Origin of the sequence: Jiella sp. M17.18 (assembly GCF_041027365.1) — a bacterium.
GTDB lineage: Bacteria > Pseudomonadota > Alphaproteobacteria > Rhizobiales > Rhizobiaceae > VKMB-3413.
On the sequence record NZ_JBFTEH010000003.1, the window covers coordinates 13,780 to 28,221 of the forward strand.

16 protein-coding genes are annotated in these 14,442 nt (G+C 67.9%); 5 read left to right on the forward strand and 11 right to left on the reverse strand.

What is annotated here, in order from left to right; genetic code table 11:
- The first annotated feature begins 26 nt into the window (after positions 1 to 26).
- Together AB5S17_RS06580 and AB5S17_RS06585 are read left to right on the forward strand one after the other, a co-directional pair.
- Positions 27 to 926 (forward strand): DMT family transporter, encoded by a 900-nt coding sequence (locus AB5S17_RS06580; RefSeq protein WP_369237443.1) that lies wholly within the window; start codon positions 27 to 29, stop codon positions 924 to 926.
- Between the two features lie 45 nt (positions 927 to 971).
- Positions 972 to 1,292: an antibiotic biosynthesis monooxygenase gene (locus tag AB5S17_RS06585; protein ID WP_369237445.1), complete on the forward strand. Its 321-nt coding sequence runs from the start codon at positions 972 to 974 to the stop codon at positions 1,290 to 1,292.
- Between the two features lie 139 nt (positions 1,293 to 1,431).
- Here the strand turns inward: AB5S17_RS06585 and AB5S17_RS06590 are convergent, their stop codons facing one another.
- Together AB5S17_RS06590 and AB5S17_RS06595 are read right to left on the reverse strand one after the other, a co-directional pair.
- Entirely contained in the window at positions 1,432 to 1,590 is a 159-nt protein-coding gene (locus AB5S17_RS06590; protein WP_369237447.1) for a DUF3563 family protein, read from the reverse strand.
- A 151-nt stretch (positions 1,591 to 1,741) separates the two neighbouring features.
- A complete protein-coding gene (locus AB5S17_RS06595) occupies positions 1,742 to 2,722 on the reverse strand; it encodes a threo-3-hydroxy-L-aspartate ammonia-lyase (protein ID WP_369237449.1) in 981 nt (326 codons plus the stop codon).
- Positions 2,723 to 3,004: 282 nt separating this feature from the next.
- Here AB5S17_RS06595 and AB5S17_RS06600 point away from each other — a divergent pair, with 282 nt between their 5' ends.
- The gene (locus tag AB5S17_RS06600; protein WP_369237451.1) at positions 3,005 to 4,957 is read left to right on the forward strand and encodes a GNVR domain-containing protein; all 1,953 of its coding nucleotides are present in this window, start codon (positions 3,005 to 3,007) and stop codon (positions 4,955 to 4,957) included.
- A gap of 32 nt (positions 4,958 to 4,989) precedes the next feature.
- Here the strand turns inward: AB5S17_RS06600 and AB5S17_RS06605 are convergent, their stop codons facing one another.
- Complete coding sequence (locus AB5S17_RS06605; protein WP_369237453.1) at positions 4,990 to 6,483, reverse strand: UdgX family uracil-DNA binding protein; 1,494 nt, start codon at positions 6,481 to 6,483, stop codon at positions 4,990 to 4,992.
- A 109-nt stretch (positions 6,484 to 6,592) separates the two neighbouring features.
- Between AB5S17_RS06605 and AB5S17_RS06610 the strand changes: the two genes are divergently transcribed.
- Positions 6,593 to 6,856 carry a hypothetical protein gene (locus AB5S17_RS06610; protein ID WP_369237455.1) on the forward strand — a complete coding sequence of 88 codons (264 nt, stop codon included), beginning with the start codon at positions 6,593 to 6,595 and terminating at the stop codon, positions 6,854 to 6,856.
- A gap of 18 nt (positions 6,857 to 6,874) precedes the next feature.
- On the opposite strand, the gene AB5S17_RS06615 is transcribed toward AB5S17_RS06610, so the two are convergent.
- The 5 genes from AB5S17_RS06615 to AB5S17_RS06635 all read right to left on the reverse strand — a co-directional run bounded on the left by AB5S17_RS06615 (position 6,875) and on the right by AB5S17_RS06635 (position 9,453).
- Positions 6,875 to 7,366, reverse strand: coding sequence for a nucleoside deaminase (locus AB5S17_RS06615; protein WP_369237457.1), 492 nt, complete (start codon positions 7,364 to 7,366; stop codon positions 6,875 to 6,877).
- A 52-nt stretch (positions 7,367 to 7,418) separates the two neighbouring features.
- Complete coding sequence (locus AB5S17_RS06620; RefSeq protein WP_369237459.1) at positions 7,419 to 7,598, reverse strand: type II toxin-antitoxin system VapC family toxin; 180 nt, start codon at positions 7,596 to 7,598, stop codon at positions 7,419 to 7,421.
- Positions 7,595 to 7,807: a type II toxin-antitoxin system VapC family toxin gene (locus tag AB5S17_RS06625; protein WP_369237461.1), complete on the reverse strand. Its 213-nt coding sequence runs from the start codon at positions 7,805 to 7,807 to the stop codon at positions 7,595 to 7,597. The genes AB5S17_RS06620 and AB5S17_RS06625 overlap by 4 nt, the downstream gene beginning before the upstream one ends.
- Positions 7,807 to 8,064, reverse strand: a complete 258-nt coding sequence (locus AB5S17_RS06630) for a type II toxin-antitoxin system VapB family antitoxin (protein WP_369237463.1) — start codon at positions 8,062 to 8,064, stop codon at positions 7,807 to 7,809. The genes AB5S17_RS06625 and AB5S17_RS06630 overlap by 1 nt, the downstream gene beginning before the upstream one ends.
- Positions 8,065 to 8,208: 144 nt before the next feature.
- Positions 8,209 to 9,453 (reverse strand): putative DNA modification/repair radical SAM protein, encoded by a 1,245-nt coding sequence (locus AB5S17_RS06635; RefSeq protein ID WP_369237465.1) that lies wholly within the window; start codon positions 9,451 to 9,453, stop codon positions 8,209 to 8,211.
- Between the two features lie 298 nt (positions 9,454 to 9,751).
- Here AB5S17_RS06635 and AB5S17_RS06640 point away from each other — a divergent pair, with 298 nt between their 5' ends.
- Entirely contained in the window at positions 9,752 to 10,234 is a 483-nt protein-coding gene (locus tag AB5S17_RS06640) for a BA14K family protein (protein WP_369237467.1), read from the forward strand.
- 100 nt (positions 10,235 to 10,334) lie between these two features.
- On the opposite strand, the gene AB5S17_RS06645 is transcribed toward AB5S17_RS06640, so the two are convergent.
- The 3 genes from AB5S17_RS06645 to AB5S17_RS06655 all read right to left on the reverse strand — a co-directional run bounded on the left by AB5S17_RS06645 (position 10,335) and on the right by AB5S17_RS06655 (position 14,204).
- Complete coding sequence (locus AB5S17_RS06645) at positions 10,335 to 11,141, reverse strand: xanthine dehydrogenase family protein subunit M (protein ID WP_369237469.1); 807 nt, start codon at positions 11,139 to 11,141, stop codon at positions 10,335 to 10,337.
- Between the two features lie 138 nt (positions 11,142 to 11,279).
- The gene (locus AB5S17_RS06650; RefSeq protein ID WP_369237471.1) at positions 11,280 to 13,625 is read right to left on the reverse strand and encodes a xanthine dehydrogenase family protein molybdopterin-binding subunit; all 2,346 of its coding nucleotides are present in this window, start codon (positions 13,623 to 13,625) and stop codon (positions 11,280 to 11,282) included.
- A gap of 90 nt (positions 13,626 to 13,715) precedes the next feature.
- Positions 13,716 to 14,204 (reverse strand): (2Fe-2S)-binding protein, encoded by a 489-nt coding sequence (locus tag AB5S17_RS06655; protein WP_369237473.1) that lies wholly within the window; start codon positions 14,202 to 14,204, stop codon positions 13,716 to 13,718.
- Positions 14,205 to 14,442: the final 238 nt, after the last annotated feature.

A 14,442-nucleotide genomic window follows, 5' to 3' on the forward strand; every position in this document is an offset into this window, starting at 1 on the left:
GGCCTTCTGGAAAGGCGGCCTCCCTTATGAAATCCACGCCCTCCCTGCTCACCGGCATCGTCCTGACGGTCCTTGCCGGCAGCATCTTCTCCAGCCAGGACGCGCTCGGCAAGCACCTGACGACGCTGATCCCGGTCGTGCAGGTGATCTGGGGCCGCTATTTCTTCCAGACGCTGATCATGACGACCTACCTGTCGGCGACGACCGGGACGCGCTTCCTGAAGGCGCGCCATCCCTATCTGCAGGTGGCCCGCGGCGCGATGCTGCTCGCCGCGACGACGACGATGTATTTCGCCCTGTCGCGCGTGCCCTTGGCGGATGCGACGGCGGTGATGTTCTTCGGGCCGATCGTCGTCACCATCCTGTCGGTGGTGGTGCTGAAGGAGACGATCGGCATCCACCGCATCGCGGCGGTGATCGCCGGCTTCCTCGGCATGCTCCTGATCCTGCGGCCGGGCTTTGCCGATATCGACCCGGCGCTGTTCCTGGCGCTCGCGGCCTCGGTCTTCAACGCCGGCTACCTGATGCTGACCCGGCATCTCTCCGGCGAGGCGGATGCCGCGGCGACGCAGTTCAACACCACCGCGACCGGGGCGGTGCTGCTCACAATCTTCGTGATCCCGTTCTGGCAGTGGCCGGATCTGCCGACGCTCGGCCTGATGGTGGCGATCGGCACGGTCGGCTCGCTCGGCCACTTCACCCTGGTCAACGCCTTCTCCAACGCGCCTGCCTCGCTGCTCTCGCCCTTCCTCTACGCCCAAGTGCTGATGGCGAGCCTGCTCAGCGTCGCCCTGTTCGGCGACCCGCTGAAGCCGACGATGCTCGTCGGCACCGCGATCCTCGTCGCGAGCGGGCTCTACATCTGGTGGCGGGAGAACCGCTCCTTCGCGGCTGCCGCTCGGTCGGACCTGACGAAGGCGGGGTGAACCGGCGGCCCGGCCGGCCGTTCTCCCTCGAAAGGAGGACGTGACATGGCCGTCATCACCACCGAAGGCGGGTTCGTCACCCAGATCACCACGATCGAGACCGAGCCCGGGCGCCAGGACGAGCTGGTGCGGATCCTGACCGAGCGCGCCCGTTTCATGGCGGGGCAACCGGGCTTCCAGTCGATCAGTCTGCACAAGAGCGTCGACGGCAGGAAGATCGTCAACTACGTGCAGTGGACGAGCCGGGAGCTTCTGGAAGAGGCGCACCGCGCGCCGGAATTCCGCGAGCGCTGGCCGGAGGTCGGCGAACGCGCGCAGGCCGCCGAGCCCTGCCTCTACGAGGTGGTCCACACAGAGGACCGGTAGGCCCGGAAACGACAACGGCCGCCCGGCGGGTGAACCGCCGGCGGCCGGTCATCAGGGAGATTGCGAACAGCGGTCTCGGGCGACGCGCCGAGACGAGCCCCGCCACCCGGCTTCCACCGCCGTCCGCCGAGGCCGGCGGTCAGTAGGGGAAGCGCTCGGTGCGGAACCGGCCGGCGTCGACTTCGCGCTGACGGCGCTCGAGATCCGCCATCGAGACGGAGCGATCGAGATAGCGCCGAACCCGTTCCTGCTCGCTGGTGCCGCTGACGGCGCTGCGGATGATGTCGGTGAACTTCATGGCTTTCTCCTTTGCTGACGCGAAGGTAGGAGCCATGCTGCAACGCAGCAATCGGGTCTGGCGCAAGGCAGCCATCCGGCTGGTGCAGAGCGGCCAGGAAGATTTTTAACGAAATCTTCGACCTGTTGTTTTCCGTGCACCGAACGCCGGGTCAGGCCGCCAGCAGCGCCGCCAGGCGCTGGACGTCCACATTGCCGCCGGAGATGATGACGCCGACGCGTTTGCCGCGGCAGTCGACCGCGCCTTCGAGCGCGGACGCGGCCGCGAGGCACCCCGTCGGCTCGACCACCAGCTTCATCCGCTCCAGGAAGAACCGCATCGTCTTCACCAGCGCCGCGTCCGAGACGGTCACGATATCCCGCGCGAGGCTGCGGATCAGCGGGAAGGTCAGCTGCCCCAGATGCGTCGTCTGCGCGCCGTCGGCGATCGTCTGCGGAACGGGGATGTCGACGATCCGGCCGGAGAGGAAGGACTGTCGGCCGTCGTCGCCCGCCTCTGGCTCGACCCCGATCACCGTGCATCCCGGCGACAGCTCGGCAGCCGACAGCGCCGAGCCCGAGAGCAGCCCGCCGCCGCCGAGGCAGACGAGCAGCATGTCGAGGGGGCCGGCCTCCTCGAAGAGTTCGGCCGCCGCCGTGCCCTGCCCCGCGATGACCGCCGGGTGGTCGTAGGGCGGGATCAGCGTCAGCCCGCGCTCGTCGGCGAGCTTCCGCCCCAGCGCCTCGCGGTCCTCGGTGTAGCGGTCGTAGGTGATCACCTCGGCGCCGTAGCCCCTGGTCGCGGCGAGCTTCATCGCCGGCGAATCCTCGGGCATCAGGATCGTCGCGGACACCCCTTGCAGGCGGCTCGCCAGCGCCATCGCCTGGGCGTGGTTGCCCGAGGAGAAGGCGGCGACGCCGCGGCCGCGCTCCTCGGGCGTCAGCGAGGCGATGGCGTTGTAGGCGCCGCGGAACTTGAAGGCGCCCGCCCGCTGCAGGTTCTCGCACTTGAAGAAGAGCTCGCCGCCGCTCGCCTGGTTCGCAAAGCGCGAGGTCATCACCGGCGTGCGGTGGGCGACGCCGCCCAAGCGCTGCCGCGCCGCGGCGACGTCGGCAAAGGTCGGGAGGGCGGATGGCAGTGCGGCATCGACCATGGCGGTTCCAAGTCCGGGAGATCACCGCTTCGGCATGCGACGGAACCGGCGCCTTGGCAAGCCCGGAACCGTCCGCCGTGCCCCTTGCGACCGACAGCCGGGCAGTTGTCGCTCAGTCGATGGGATTAACGCTTCATTCACCACGATGCGCGAAGCTAAAGGGAGCGGCCGGTGACCGGCATTGGACCGGGCTCTCGCACGGGGTGGAGGAACATGTTCGAAAGCGCGCGCCCAACATCCGCCGGCGGACCGGCTGGACCGCGTTCGGGACGGCCGGCATCCGTGGCGACGACGACCGGCCCGACGGATTCCCTGGTCGATCCACTCTACATCATCGGCTCGGTCTGGACCCAGCGCCGCATGATCCTGCTGGCGACGCTGCTGGGGTTCGCACTGGCGGTCATCTACGCGCTGTCGACGCCGAAGCTCTACACTGCCGACAGCCAAATCCTGATGGATCCGCGCGACATCAAGGTCGTGCAGAACGAGGTGACGCCGAACGGCCTGCCGAGCGACGCGACGCTGGCGCTGATCCAGAGCCAGATTCAGGTCATCTATTCCGACGACGTGCTCGGGCGTGTGGTCGCCGAGGCCAAGCTCGCCGACGACCCGGAGTTCAACGGCCAGGCCAAGGGCGCGCTCGCCCCCCTCCTGACGCCGCTGTCGAACCTCTTCGGCCCGCCCCAGGAGAGCGCCAGGGACGCCGAGCGCCGCCGCCTCCTGACCCTCGATCATCTGCGCCGGGCCATGAAGGTCGATCGCGACCAGAAGAGCTTCGTCCTGAACGTCGCCGTCACGACGCGCGACGCCGACAAGTCGGCCCGGCTCGCCAACCTCATCGCCGATTCCTTCATCCAGCAGCTCGGCAAGGTGCAGGCGCAGACCGCCCGCACCGCCAGCGACGCGCTGTCGGGCCGTCTGGCCGAGCTGAGGAAGAGCGTCGTGAACGCCGAGCAGGCGGTGGAGGACTACAAGAGCCAGCATGACCTCGTCGGCGTCGGCGGCAAGCTCGTCGACGACGACTACATCACCCGGATCAGCGACCAGCTCGGCCGGTCGAAGGCCGACACGACGGCGCTGAAGGTCAAGGCCGACCAGATGAAGAAGGCCAGCGTCGACGACGTCATCAAGGGCACCCTGCCCGAAGAGCTGACGTCGGAAGCGCTGAGCAAGCTGCGCAACACCTATTCCGACCTCCAGCAGCAGGCGGCCTCGCTGCGCTCGACGCTCGGGCCGAAGCATCCCCGGCGGATCGCGATCGAGCAGGCGCTGGCTTCCGTCCGGTCGGCCATTTCGGCGGAGCTGAACCGCATCGTCTCGGCCGCGCAGACGGAACTCGCGCGGGCCCAGGAGACCAATCGCGAGCTGACGCGAGAGCTCGACACACTGAAGAGCAAGCAGCTTCAGACCGGCGAGGCCTTCGTCAAGCTGCGCGAACTGGAACGCGAGGTCGACGCTTCGCGCGCCGTGTACGAATCCTTCCTGTTGCGCGCCCGCGAGACCGGCGAACAGGAGACGATCAACACGGCGAACGTCCGCGTCATCTCGCCGGCGACGCCGCCGCTCGATCCGTCGAGCACCTCGCGGCGGGTGGTTGTCCTTGCGGGCGTCTTCCTTGGTTTCCTGGCGGGCGTTGGGATCGCGGTCCTGACCGCCCTGATCCGGCTGTTCCGCGGCCGTTTCGACCCGATGGACCCGGGCGCGGGGCGGGGGCGCGGGCTGCAGCGGCCGGTGCCTGCATCGGCGGCGGGAGAGACGCTTCAGCTCGCCGGGATCCGGCCCGCGATCCATGCCCGCACGTCCGAACTGCGTCGCCCGGAAGAGCCGGAACTCGATGATTGGGCGGACGAGGAGCCTGTCCTCGATTACGACCGGCCGCATCCGGACCACATGCATGCGCTGCCGCCCGAGGACACGCCGCCGCTCGACGACGACATTCCTGGCGTGCATGAGCCGGTGCCGCACACTGGGGGCCTCCTCGGCCCCGAGATGGAGCAACGCTCGGAGGCTTCCGTCCGCGAGGACGCCACTCCCGGACGGCCGCTGGCGCGAGAGGAACTCCGCGCCCATCTCAGGGCGATCGTCAACCGGGCGGCACCGGACGGACGGCCCGGTCCGGCGGAACCGGACGATGCGGAAGTCGCGCGCCTGGCAAACGACCTTCGGTCGGTGAAGGAGCAGATCGCCGGCATCCGCAGCCGCAAGCAGACCCTGCGCGGCGGCGCGCGGGGCTGAAGCGCCGGAGGGCGCCGCCGGGCGTCCGCTCCTCAGGCCGCCACGGCGAGTTCCGGCACCGTCTTCAGCACCAGCGCCATGTCGGCCTCGAAGGCTTCCGTCTCCCGCGCCTTGGCCGCGGCGTCCGGCAGGCGCAGGATGTAGGACGGATGGACGGTGACGAGCAGCCTCGTCGCCTCGTCGAGATCGATCAGCTTCGAGCGCGTGTCACGGATCGTCACGGTCTTGCCGAGCACCGCCTGCGCCGCGGTCGCGCCCAGCGCCACGATCAGCTTCGGCTTGACCAGATCGCGTTCGAGATCCAACCACCAGCGGCAGACCTTGATCTCACTCATGTTCGGCTTGGCGTGGATGCGCCGCTTGCCCCGCGGCTCGAACTTGAAGTGCTTGACCGCATTGGTGACATAGGCCTGGGTCCGGTCGATGCCGGCCGCGGCGAGCGCCTGGTCGAAGACCTTGCCGGCCGGTCCGATGAAGGGCTCCCCGGCGATGTCCTCCTGGTCGCCCGGCTGCTCGCCGACGAAGATCACCGGCGCATCGTCCGGGCCTTTGCCGAACACCGTCTGCGTCGCCGGCTCCCAGAGCGGACAGGCCTTGCAGTGCCTTGCCTGCTCGCGCGCCTCCTCGATCGAGTCGGGGACCTTGTTGTAGCCGAACTGCGGGCCGATCTCGGGCGTCTTGTCCATCCGGGGCAGGGTCATGGCGCGCCGCTCCTCCTGTTTCTCGTGACGGAAACTCGGCAGGGTCGGCTGGGTTTCGAGCATGCGGCGCTGGGCCGCCTCGGCGCCGGCGACGAGCGGGCGGATCAGCGCCGTCTCCGGCATGTTCGCCCAGTACTTCTTCGGCATCTCCGCCTGCATCGCCTTCACCTTCAGCCGCGCCGGATTGAAGATCGAGGCGTAGTAGGTCAGCCACAGCGCCTCCATGTCGTCGCCGGCCGGCGCCATGTCGCGGGTGGCGCCCGGCAGATAAGCGAGTTCCGCCCCGTCCCAGTGCGCCGAGCGCTCCGGCGTCAGGATCGTCCAGACCATCCCGGTGAAGCGCCGGGCGAAGAACGGCGCGGTCAGCTCGACGATGTGGTGGACGGGCTCGAACCAGGCGACGTAGTGCCGACCGACCTCGGCGTCGTCGATCTCGCGGAAGCGCACGAAGGCCTTCATCTTGTGGCTGTCGCGGTCGACCGCCTTGACCATCTCCGTAGCGCGGATGACGTCCGGATCCGAGGCGATCTCCAGGAGCTTCTTCTCGCGCTGCAGCCGGAACAGGAGGCGGTAGGCGAAGGCGAAGCGATCGGGATCGGCATGGCAGACGATCCGCCGGGCGAGATCCGGAAACGCCTTCGCCACGGTCGGCTGCGGCGCATCCGGCGGCGGCGCCTCGGGCAAAGGCTCGGCGAAGAGCCCCGGCGCCTCCTCACCGACGGTGAAGCTCATCGCGTCCGGCGGCACGCCCAGTTCCAGCGCGATCCGGGCGGCCCTGCGCCAGCCCGCGAAGTCGGCGGGAAAGGCGAGGCGGGCGTTGTACATAGCGAGGCCACCTCTTGAAGCAGATCGGTTGTCCCCGGCGAGCTTGGCAGTACCAATCCGCAGCTTGATATCACCCCATGGCGCGCCGATGTCCGTTCGCGAACGTAAGATGAACGCGCGCATGTTCAACCGGACGCTCTCCGCGGCAAAGCGCGCGGCGGAAGATGCTCCCGTGGTCGTCACCGATCACGGTCGCTTGACGCGTGTGCCGATCAGCTATGCGTGCTCCCGACTCCACGTACCATATCGTCGGCCGCACCCGGACGCGCTCATCGCGGCGACCGCCGTGGCGCACAACCTGACGCTCGTCACCCGGAACGCGGCAGACTTTGAAGGCATCGACGGCCTCCGCCTCCTCAACCCGTGGGACTGAACCTGCGCTCGATCCGCCTCACCTGCGATGCACCCGCTCGTGCAGCGCCTTGATCTCGTCCGTGAACTCCGGCGCCGGCCCGGACATCGGCAGGTCGGGCATGAGGTATCGCGCCGAAACCGGCCGATAGGGCAGCGGTCTCGCGCCGAATTCGTCCAGCCAGCCGACCAGCTGTTCGGTCGTCGTGGCGTAGACGATGCGACCGAGCCCGACCCAGGCATGGGCGGCGGCGCACATCGGACAATGTTCGCCGGAGGTGTAGACGGTCATCTGCCGCCGCTCGTCCGGCGAGAAGCTTTCCGCCGCCCAGCGCGCAAGGGCGAATTCGGGATGCCGCGTCGGGTCGCCCGAACCGGTGCGGTTGAAGTCCTCCTTCAGCACTGCGCCGTCCGCTCCGACCAGCACCGAGCCGAACGGCCGGTTGCCGCCCTCCACAGCCTGCCGTGCCAGCTCGACGCAGCGGGCGAGATGGATGCGGTCGGTCTCCGTCAGCGGATCGTTCTGGCGCATAGCAATCGCTCTTTGATCGGAGTGCAGTGGTGCCTCGGGATAGAGGACGGAATCATACCGCCTGCCGGATGTCAGTTCGCGAGAAGTCATCACCCTTGAAGAGCAGGGGTTCGCCAGCGGCCTTGGCGAGAGCGTAGGCGAAACAGTCGCCGAAATTGAGGGCGGCCTCGTGGCGGCCCTTGCCAAAGCGCCGGAAGGCATCGACCGCCAGTTCCACATGGTCGTCCGTCACCGGCACTTTCTCGATCTGAAGCTCGCGAAACAAGCCCCGAGGAGATGAAGGCCCTCCTCCTTGCTGCGCGACAGAACAACCATGGACGTCTCGACGGCGGATGCCGTGGAAATGACCCGCACGCTCGCCGTCGCCATGGCGCAGAGGAAGGCTTCGCGCTCCGGCTCGCGCTGTAGAATGGCGACGAGTGCCGATGTGTCGACGACCATTAGGAAGGCGCGCCGTTCTCATCGTAGCCGATGATCTCGTCCGCACTTCGGTCGTCGCTCACAGGCAGCGCATCGAAGCGCGCCAGCAGGGCATTGACGACATCACGGTCGATCGCCGGCTGCCCGCGTCGGATCCGTTCGATCTTCAGCCGCTCTTCGAGCGAACGACGGACTGCCTCGGTCAAAGTCTCCCCGGTCAGCGCCGCGACCTGCCGCGCGAGACGATCGGTTTCCGGATCTTTCAGGCTCAGCGCCATGCTCCGCACTCCCGTACAGAAAGCACATCATTTTCTATATCATGTGAGACGGCGGGTCGAGCACACCCTAAGCAAGAGCAGAGAAACAACGACCCGGCCGGAACCGAGCGCTGACAATCGTCGATCGCGGCACCGCGTGATCTCTCAGAACAGCTCCAGCTGCGCCGGCTGCCGCGCCTTCGGCAACAGCGCCTGGCGCAGGCCTGCCGCATCGGTCGCCGCGCCCGGCGACCAGCCCTCGGCAGTGATGAACGGCCGCACCTTGTCGATCGACTGGCAGAGCCGCGCGACGTCCTCCAGCCGCAGGCGCTTGTGGATCCGGGTCGACAGGATGCGCTTCACCGCCCGCGTGCCGAGGCCGGGCACGCGCAGGAGCATCTCGCGGTCGGCGCGGTTGACGTCGACGGGGAAGCGTTCGCGGTGCTTCAGCGCCCAGGCGAGCTTCGGATCGATGGCGAGATCCAGCATGCCGCCCTCCCCGCCCGACACGATCTCCTGACGGTCGAAGCCATAGAAGCGCATCAGCCAGTCCGCCTGGTAGAGCCGGTGCTCGCGCATCAGCGGCGGCTTCGAGAGCGGCAGTTTGGCCGAGGCGTCGGGGATCGGCGAGAAGGCGGAATAGTAGACCCGCTTCAGCCGATAGTTCCCGTAGAGGTTTTCGGACCGGCCGAGGATGGCGTCGTCGTCCGTGCCGTCGGCGCCGACGATCATCTGCGTCGACTGACCGCCGGGCGCGAAGCGCTTCGGCTTCGCCCGCTCGCGCCTCTCGCCCTGATGCTCCTCGATCTTGGCGCGCAGATGCCCCATCGATCGGCGGATGTCGCGCGGCTTCTTCTCCGGCGCGAACGCCTCCAGCGACAGGTCCGTCGGCAGCTCGATATTCACGGACAGGCGGTCGGCAAAGAGCCCCGCCTCCTCGATCAGCGCCGGCGAGGCGTCCGGAATCGTCTTCAGATGGATATAGCCGGCGAAGTTTTCCTCCAGCCGCAGCTTGCGCGCGATCCGCACCATCTCCTCCATCGTATAGTCCGAGTTCCGGATGATGCCGGAGGAGAGGAAAAGGCCTTCGATGTAGTTGCGCCGGTAGAAGTTCATCGTCAGCGCGACGACTTCATCGACGCTGAAGCGGGCGCGCGGAACGTTCGACGACGACCGGTTGACGCAATAGGCGCAGTCGTAGACGCAGAAGTTCGTCATCAGGATCTTGAGCAGCGAGATGCACCGCCCGTCCGGCGCATAGGCATGGCAGATGCCGGAGCCCTCCGTGGAGCCGATGCCCCTGGACTTGGAGGAGTCGCGCCCCGCGGCGCCGGAAGACGCGCAGGATGCATCGTACTTTGCCGCATCCGACAGGATCGCGAGCTTGTCGCGCAGAGAGAGCTTCGCCATGCGGCGGAGATAACGTTCCCGGATTGTTCGCGCCAGAGCCGGTCGCTCCTCACTTCTGAGGCGGATCGTCGCGGCCTTCGGGCCCAGCCTGGGCCGCACGGATCGCCTGAGACGTCCGGGATCGCTCAATCTCCGTAAGTCTCTCGCTCTGAACGGACTTTCCTGATCGGACGGTGCAACCGGCGGGCGGAAGAACGCGTTTGAGAGCTTGATCGCGTCCGCGGTACTGCCGCCTCCAAATCGACACGAGGCGAGGCGACAGGAAGAGAAGGGACGCACCTTCTTGGAGTTCGATCCAATGCGAAAGCTTCTGACTTCCTGCGCCCTCGCGACGGCCGTCGTGCTGGGCGCCTTCGGCGCGAGCACCGCCTCGGCCTCGGCGCAGACCTACTGGCATCACGGCGGCGGCTGGCATCACGGCGGCTGGGGCGGTGGCGGCCCCTGGTATCATGGCGGCGGCTGGCACAATCGCTCTTACGGCGGTGGCTGGCACCATCACGACAACGGCGCGGCAATTGCAGCCGGCATAGGCGGACTGGCGCTTGGCGCCATCGTCGGCGGCGCTCTGGCTTCGGGTCCGACCTACTATGAGGAACCGGGCTACTACTACGAGCGACCGGTTCCGCTCTACCGGGTCTATCCGGCGCGGCGCGCAGTGCGCGTCTATCGCTCCGCCAGCGCCGAGCATATCGCCGCCTGTGCGCGGCACTACCGCACCTACAATCCGCGCACGGACACCTTCATCGGCAACGATCACCGCGCCCACTACTGCCGCTACTGACGCGGCGGCTCACCGGCTGCTCCGGTCGCACGGGAGCGCCAGAGGCGAAACCGGCCGGGATCGCCCCGGCCGTTTTCGTTTGCTTAGGAGGCCGGACGCGTCAGTGCCCGGCGGCCTTCTTCGCCGCCCGCTTGGTGACGACCTTCACGAGGTTCGCACGGTAGGCCGACGAGCCGTGGAGGTCGGAGAGCATCATGCCTTCGTCGACCGACAGGCCGTCGACCGCCGACGGGTCGAAGTTCTGCGACAGCGCCTGCTCGGCCGCCTCCCAGCGGAATACGCCGTCCGACCCTGCGCCGGTCACGGCAATCTTCACGCCGTTTGCCGAACGGGCGACATAGACGCCGCACATGGCGTAGCGCGAGGCCGGGTTGCGGAACTTCTCGTAGGCGCTGGAATCCGGCGCCTCGAAGGACACTGCGGTGACGATCTCGCCCTCCTCCAGCGCGGTCTCGAAGAGGCCGGTGAAGAAGTCGTCGGCGGGAATCTCGCGCTTGTTGGTGTGGATCGTCGCGCCGAGCGCGCGCAACGCCGCGGGATAGTCGGCCGCAGGATCGTTGTTGGCGATCGAGCCGCCGATCGTGCCCATGTGGCGCACGGCCGGATCGCCGATCAGGCCGGCGAGTTCGGTGATCCCCGGGCACACCGCCTTGATCGCGTCGCTCTGGGCGACCTCGGCATGGGTCGTGCCGGCGCCGATGGTCACCTGGCGCCCGTTCACGGAAATGCCCTTCAGGGCCTCGACGTGGCGCAGGTCGATCAGGTCGGTCGGCGCGGCCAGCCGCTGCTTCATCGTCGGAATCAGCGTCATGCCGCCGGAGAGAAACTTGCCCTCGCCGTCGGTGCCGCCCATCAGTTGCGCCGCCTCGTCGACCGAGGTCGGACGGTGGTAGGTCGTCTGGTACATCTCGTCTTGCCTCCTCATGCGCCGGATCGGCTGATGCCAGCGATCCCGAACCGCGCGGGGTGATATCATGGTCTTGCGCCGGCCGGACGGCCGGCGACGCCCCGGCCGTAAGGCCGGAGCGCCGTGCGAACTGGCGCCTCAGGCGACGGCGTGGATCGCCTTCCAGACCTTTTCCGGGGTCGCCGGCATGGTCAGGTCGTTGTTGCCGATCGCGTCGGTGATGGCGTTCATCACGGCCGGCGGCGAGCCGATCGCGCCGGCCTCGCCGCAGCCCTTCATGCCGAGCGGGTTGCCGGGGCACACGGTCTCGGTGGTCGAGACCTTGAACATCGGCAGGTCCCAGGCGCGCGGCATGGCGTAGTCCATGTAGGACGCCGTCACCAGCTGGCCGGTCTCGTCGTAATAGGTGCCCTCGAGGATCGCCTGGCCGATGCCCTGCGCCAGCCCGCCATGCACCTGGCCCTCGACGATCATCGGGTTGATCACCCGGCCGAAGTCGTCGGCGGCGACGAACTGGACGATCTCGGTCTTGCCGGTGTCGGGGTCGACCTCGACTTCGCAGATGTAGCAGCCGGCCGGGAAGGTGAAGTTGGTCGGGTCGTAGAACGCCCCCTCCTTCAGTCCCGGCTCCATGCCGTCCGGCAGGTTGTGGCCGGTATAGGCGCCGAGGCAGACCTCGTGCCAGCCGAGCTTCTTGTCGGTGCCGGCGACCTTCACCTCGCCGTTCTCGATGACGATGTCGCCTTCGTCGGCCTCCAGCAGGTGTGCGGCGATCTTCTTCGCCTTGGCCTCCACCTTGTCGAGCGCCCGGGAGATCGCCGACATGCCGACGGCCCCGGAGCGCGAGCCGTAGGTGCCCATGCCGAACTGCACCTTGTCGGTGTCGCCATGGATGACCTGGACGTTGTCGACCGGCAGGCCGAAGCGCTCCGCGACTAGCTGCGCGAAGGTCGTCTCGTGGCCCTGGCCGTGGCTGTGCGAGCCGGTGAGGATCTCGATCGTGCCGACCGGATTGACCCGCACTTCGGCGGATTCCCAGAGGCCGACGCCGGCGCCGAGCGAACCGACCGCCTTCGACGGCGCGATGCCGCAGGCTTCGATGTAGCAGCTCATGCCGAGGCCGCGCAGCTTGCCGCGGGCCTTGGCCTCGGTGCGGCGCGCCTCGAAGCCGGCGACGTCCGCCGCCTGCATGCCGGCGTTCAGCGAGGCCTCGAAGTCGCCGGCGTCGTAGCACATGATGACCGGCGTCTGGTGCGGGAAGGAGCGGATGAAGTTCTTGCGGCGGAATTCGGCCGGCGAGATGCCGAGCTCGCGCGCCGCCGTCTCCATCGTGCGCTCCAGGACGTAGGTCGCCTCGGGACGACCGGCGCCGCGATAGGCGTCGACCGGCACGGTGTTGGTGTAGACCGTCCGCACGTTCGCGTGGATCGCCGGAATGTCGTACTGGCCGGACAGCAGCGTCGCGTAGAGATAGGTCGGCACCGAGGACGAGAAGAGCGACATGTAGGCGCCGAGATTGGCGATCGTGTCGACCTTCAGGGCAAGTATCTTGTTGTCGGCGTCGAGCGCCAGCTCGACGTCGCTCTCATGGTCGCGGCCGTGCGCGTCGGTGAGGAAGGCCTCGGTGCGGTCGCTCGTCCACTTGACCGGGACGCCGGCGCGCTTCGATGCCCAGAGACAGACGATCTCTTCGGGATAGATGTAGATCTTCGAGCCGAAGCCGCCGCCGACGTCGGGTGCGATGACCCGGAGCTTGTGCTCCGGCGCGACGTTGTAGAAGGCGCTCATCACCAGCCGGGCGACATGCGGGTTCTGCGACGTCGTCCAGCAGGTGTAGTGGTCTTCGGCCGGGTCGTAATGGCCGAGGGCGGCGCGCGGCTCCATCGGGTTCGGCACGAGCCGGTTGTTGTGGATGTGGATCTTGGTGACGTGGGCGGCCTTGGCGAAGGCCTCGTCCACCGCCTGCCGATCGCCGATCTCCCAGTCGAAGACGAGATTGCCGGGCGCTTCCGGGTGCAGCTGCGGCGCGCCCTCCTTGAGCGCGTCCACCGCATGGATGACGGCCGGCAGCTCCTCGTATTCGACCATCACGGCCTCGGCCGCGTCTCGCGCCTGCGCCTTGGTCTCGGCGACGACGACCGCCAGCGGCTGGCCGACATAGCGCACGATGTCGGAGGCGAGCGCGGGATAGGCGCCCATCTTCATCGGCGTGCCGTCCTTGGAGGAGACCGCCCAGCCGCAGATCAGGTTGCCGATGCCGTCGCCCTGCAGCTCTCTGCCGTTCAGGACCGCGATGACGCCGGGCATGCCCTCCGCGGTGCTGGCGTCGATGCTCGTGATCTTCGCATGCGCATGCGGCGAGCGGACGAAGGCCGCATACTTCATGCCGGGCACGCTCATGTCGTCGACGTAGCGGCCGCGGCCGGTGATGAACCGTCGATCTTCCTTGCGCAGGACCTTTGCGCCGATGCCTTCAACACCCATAGTCGAAACCTCCCAGTTTTCGGATCGGGCTGCCGCGTCTTGCTGCTCCCCGCGCGGCTGCGGCAGCGCTTCGGTGACGGTGGAACCGGCCTATTCGGCCGCGACCCCGAGAGGAGCCGATGCGCCGGCCGCCGCGAGGATCGCCTTGACGATGTTGTGGTAGCCCGTGCAGCGGCAGATGTTGCCGTCGAGCTGCTCGCGGACCATGGTCTCGTCGAGCGAGGAGCCGTGCCGGTTGATCATGTCGACCGCGGTCATGATCATGCCGGGCGTGCAGTAGCCGCACTGCAGGCCGTGATGCTCGCGGAAGGCCGCCTGCACCGGATGCAGTTCGTTCCCCTTCGCGAGACCCTCGATCGTCGTGACCTCGGACCCCGAGGCCTGGACGGCGAGCATGGTGCAGGACTTCACCGCCTTGCCGTCGACATGCACGACGCAGGCGCCGCACTGCGAGGTGTCGCAGCCGACATGGGTGCCGGTCAGGCCGAGATTGTCGCGCAGGAACTGCACGAGCAGGGTGCGGTCCTCGACCTCGCCCTTCATCTCGCGGCCGTTCACCTTGATCGTCACTTCGCTCATCGAATCCTCCCGGACTGTCACCGTTGTCGATCCCGTCGCTGGCTGCGGGATCCGAAATGTCCATCGCGGGCCTGTCGCCGCCCACGCTCGTTGCCGGCGCGAGATTGCCCGCCCGCGCGGCGGCCTTCAAGCGCTTTTCAGAATTCTTCCAGATCCGCCGAGGGCTGAACACGCCCGGCCGTCGCCGCCACCGGCATATTGGAAAGCTTCCAGCCGCGCGGATATTGGACCTTCGGAC

Excerpts from the sequence above, each read along its gene's own strand:
- AB5S17_RS06580 (WP_369237443.1), top strand. The coding sequence starts at position 27 with ATGAAATCCACGCCCTCCCTGCTCACCGGCATCGTCCTGACGGTCCTT.
- AB5S17_RS06585 (WP_369237445.1), top strand. The coding sequence starts at position 972 with ATGGCCGTCATCACCACCGAAGGCGGGTTCGTCACCCAGATCACCACG.
- AB5S17_RS06590 (WP_369237447.1), bottom strand. The coding sequence starts at position 1,590 with ATGAAGTTCACCGACATCATCCGCAGCGCCGTCAGCGGCACCAGCGAG.
- AB5S17_RS06595 (WP_369237449.1), bottom strand. The coding sequence starts at position 2,722 with ATGGTCGATGCCGCACTGCCATCCGCCCTCCCGACCTTTGCCGACGTC.
- AB5S17_RS06605 (WP_369237453.1), bottom strand. The coding sequence starts at position 6,483 with ATGTACAACGCCCGCCTCGCCTTTCCCGCCGACTTCGCGGGCTGGCGC.
- AB5S17_RS06610 (WP_369237455.1), top strand. The coding sequence starts at position 6,593 with ATGAACGCGCGCATGTTCAACCGGACGCTCTCCGCGGCAAAGCGCGCG.
- AB5S17_RS06615 (WP_369237457.1), bottom strand. The coding sequence starts at position 7,366 with ATGCGCCAGAACGATCCGCTGACGGAGACCGACCGCATCCATCTCGCC.
- AB5S17_RS06625 (WP_369237461.1), bottom strand. The coding sequence starts at position 7,807 with ATGGTCGTCGACACATCGGCACTCGTCGCCATTCTACAGCGCGAGCCG.
- AB5S17_RS06630 (WP_369237463.1), bottom strand. The coding sequence starts at position 8,064 with ATGGCGCTGAGCCTGAAAGATCCGGAAACCGATCGTCTCGCGCGGCAG.
- AB5S17_RS06635 (WP_369237465.1), bottom strand. The coding sequence starts at position 9,453 with ATGGCGAAGCTCTCTCTGCGCGACAAGCTCGCGATCCTGTCGGATGCG.
- AB5S17_RS06640 (WP_369237467.1), top strand. The coding sequence starts at position 9,752 with ATGCGAAAGCTTCTGACTTCCTGCGCCCTCGCGACGGCCGTCGTGCTG.
- AB5S17_RS06645 (WP_369237469.1), bottom strand. The coding sequence starts at position 11,141 with ATGTACCAGACGACCTACCACCGTCCGACCTCGGTCGACGAGGCGGCG.
- AB5S17_RS06650 (WP_369237471.1), bottom strand. The coding sequence starts at position 13,625 with ATGGGTGTTGAAGGCATCGGCGCAAAGGTCCTGCGCAAGGAAGATCGA.
- AB5S17_RS06655 (WP_369237473.1), bottom strand. The coding sequence starts at position 14,204 with ATGAGCGAAGTGACGATCAAGGTGAACGGCCGCGAGATGAAGGGCGAG.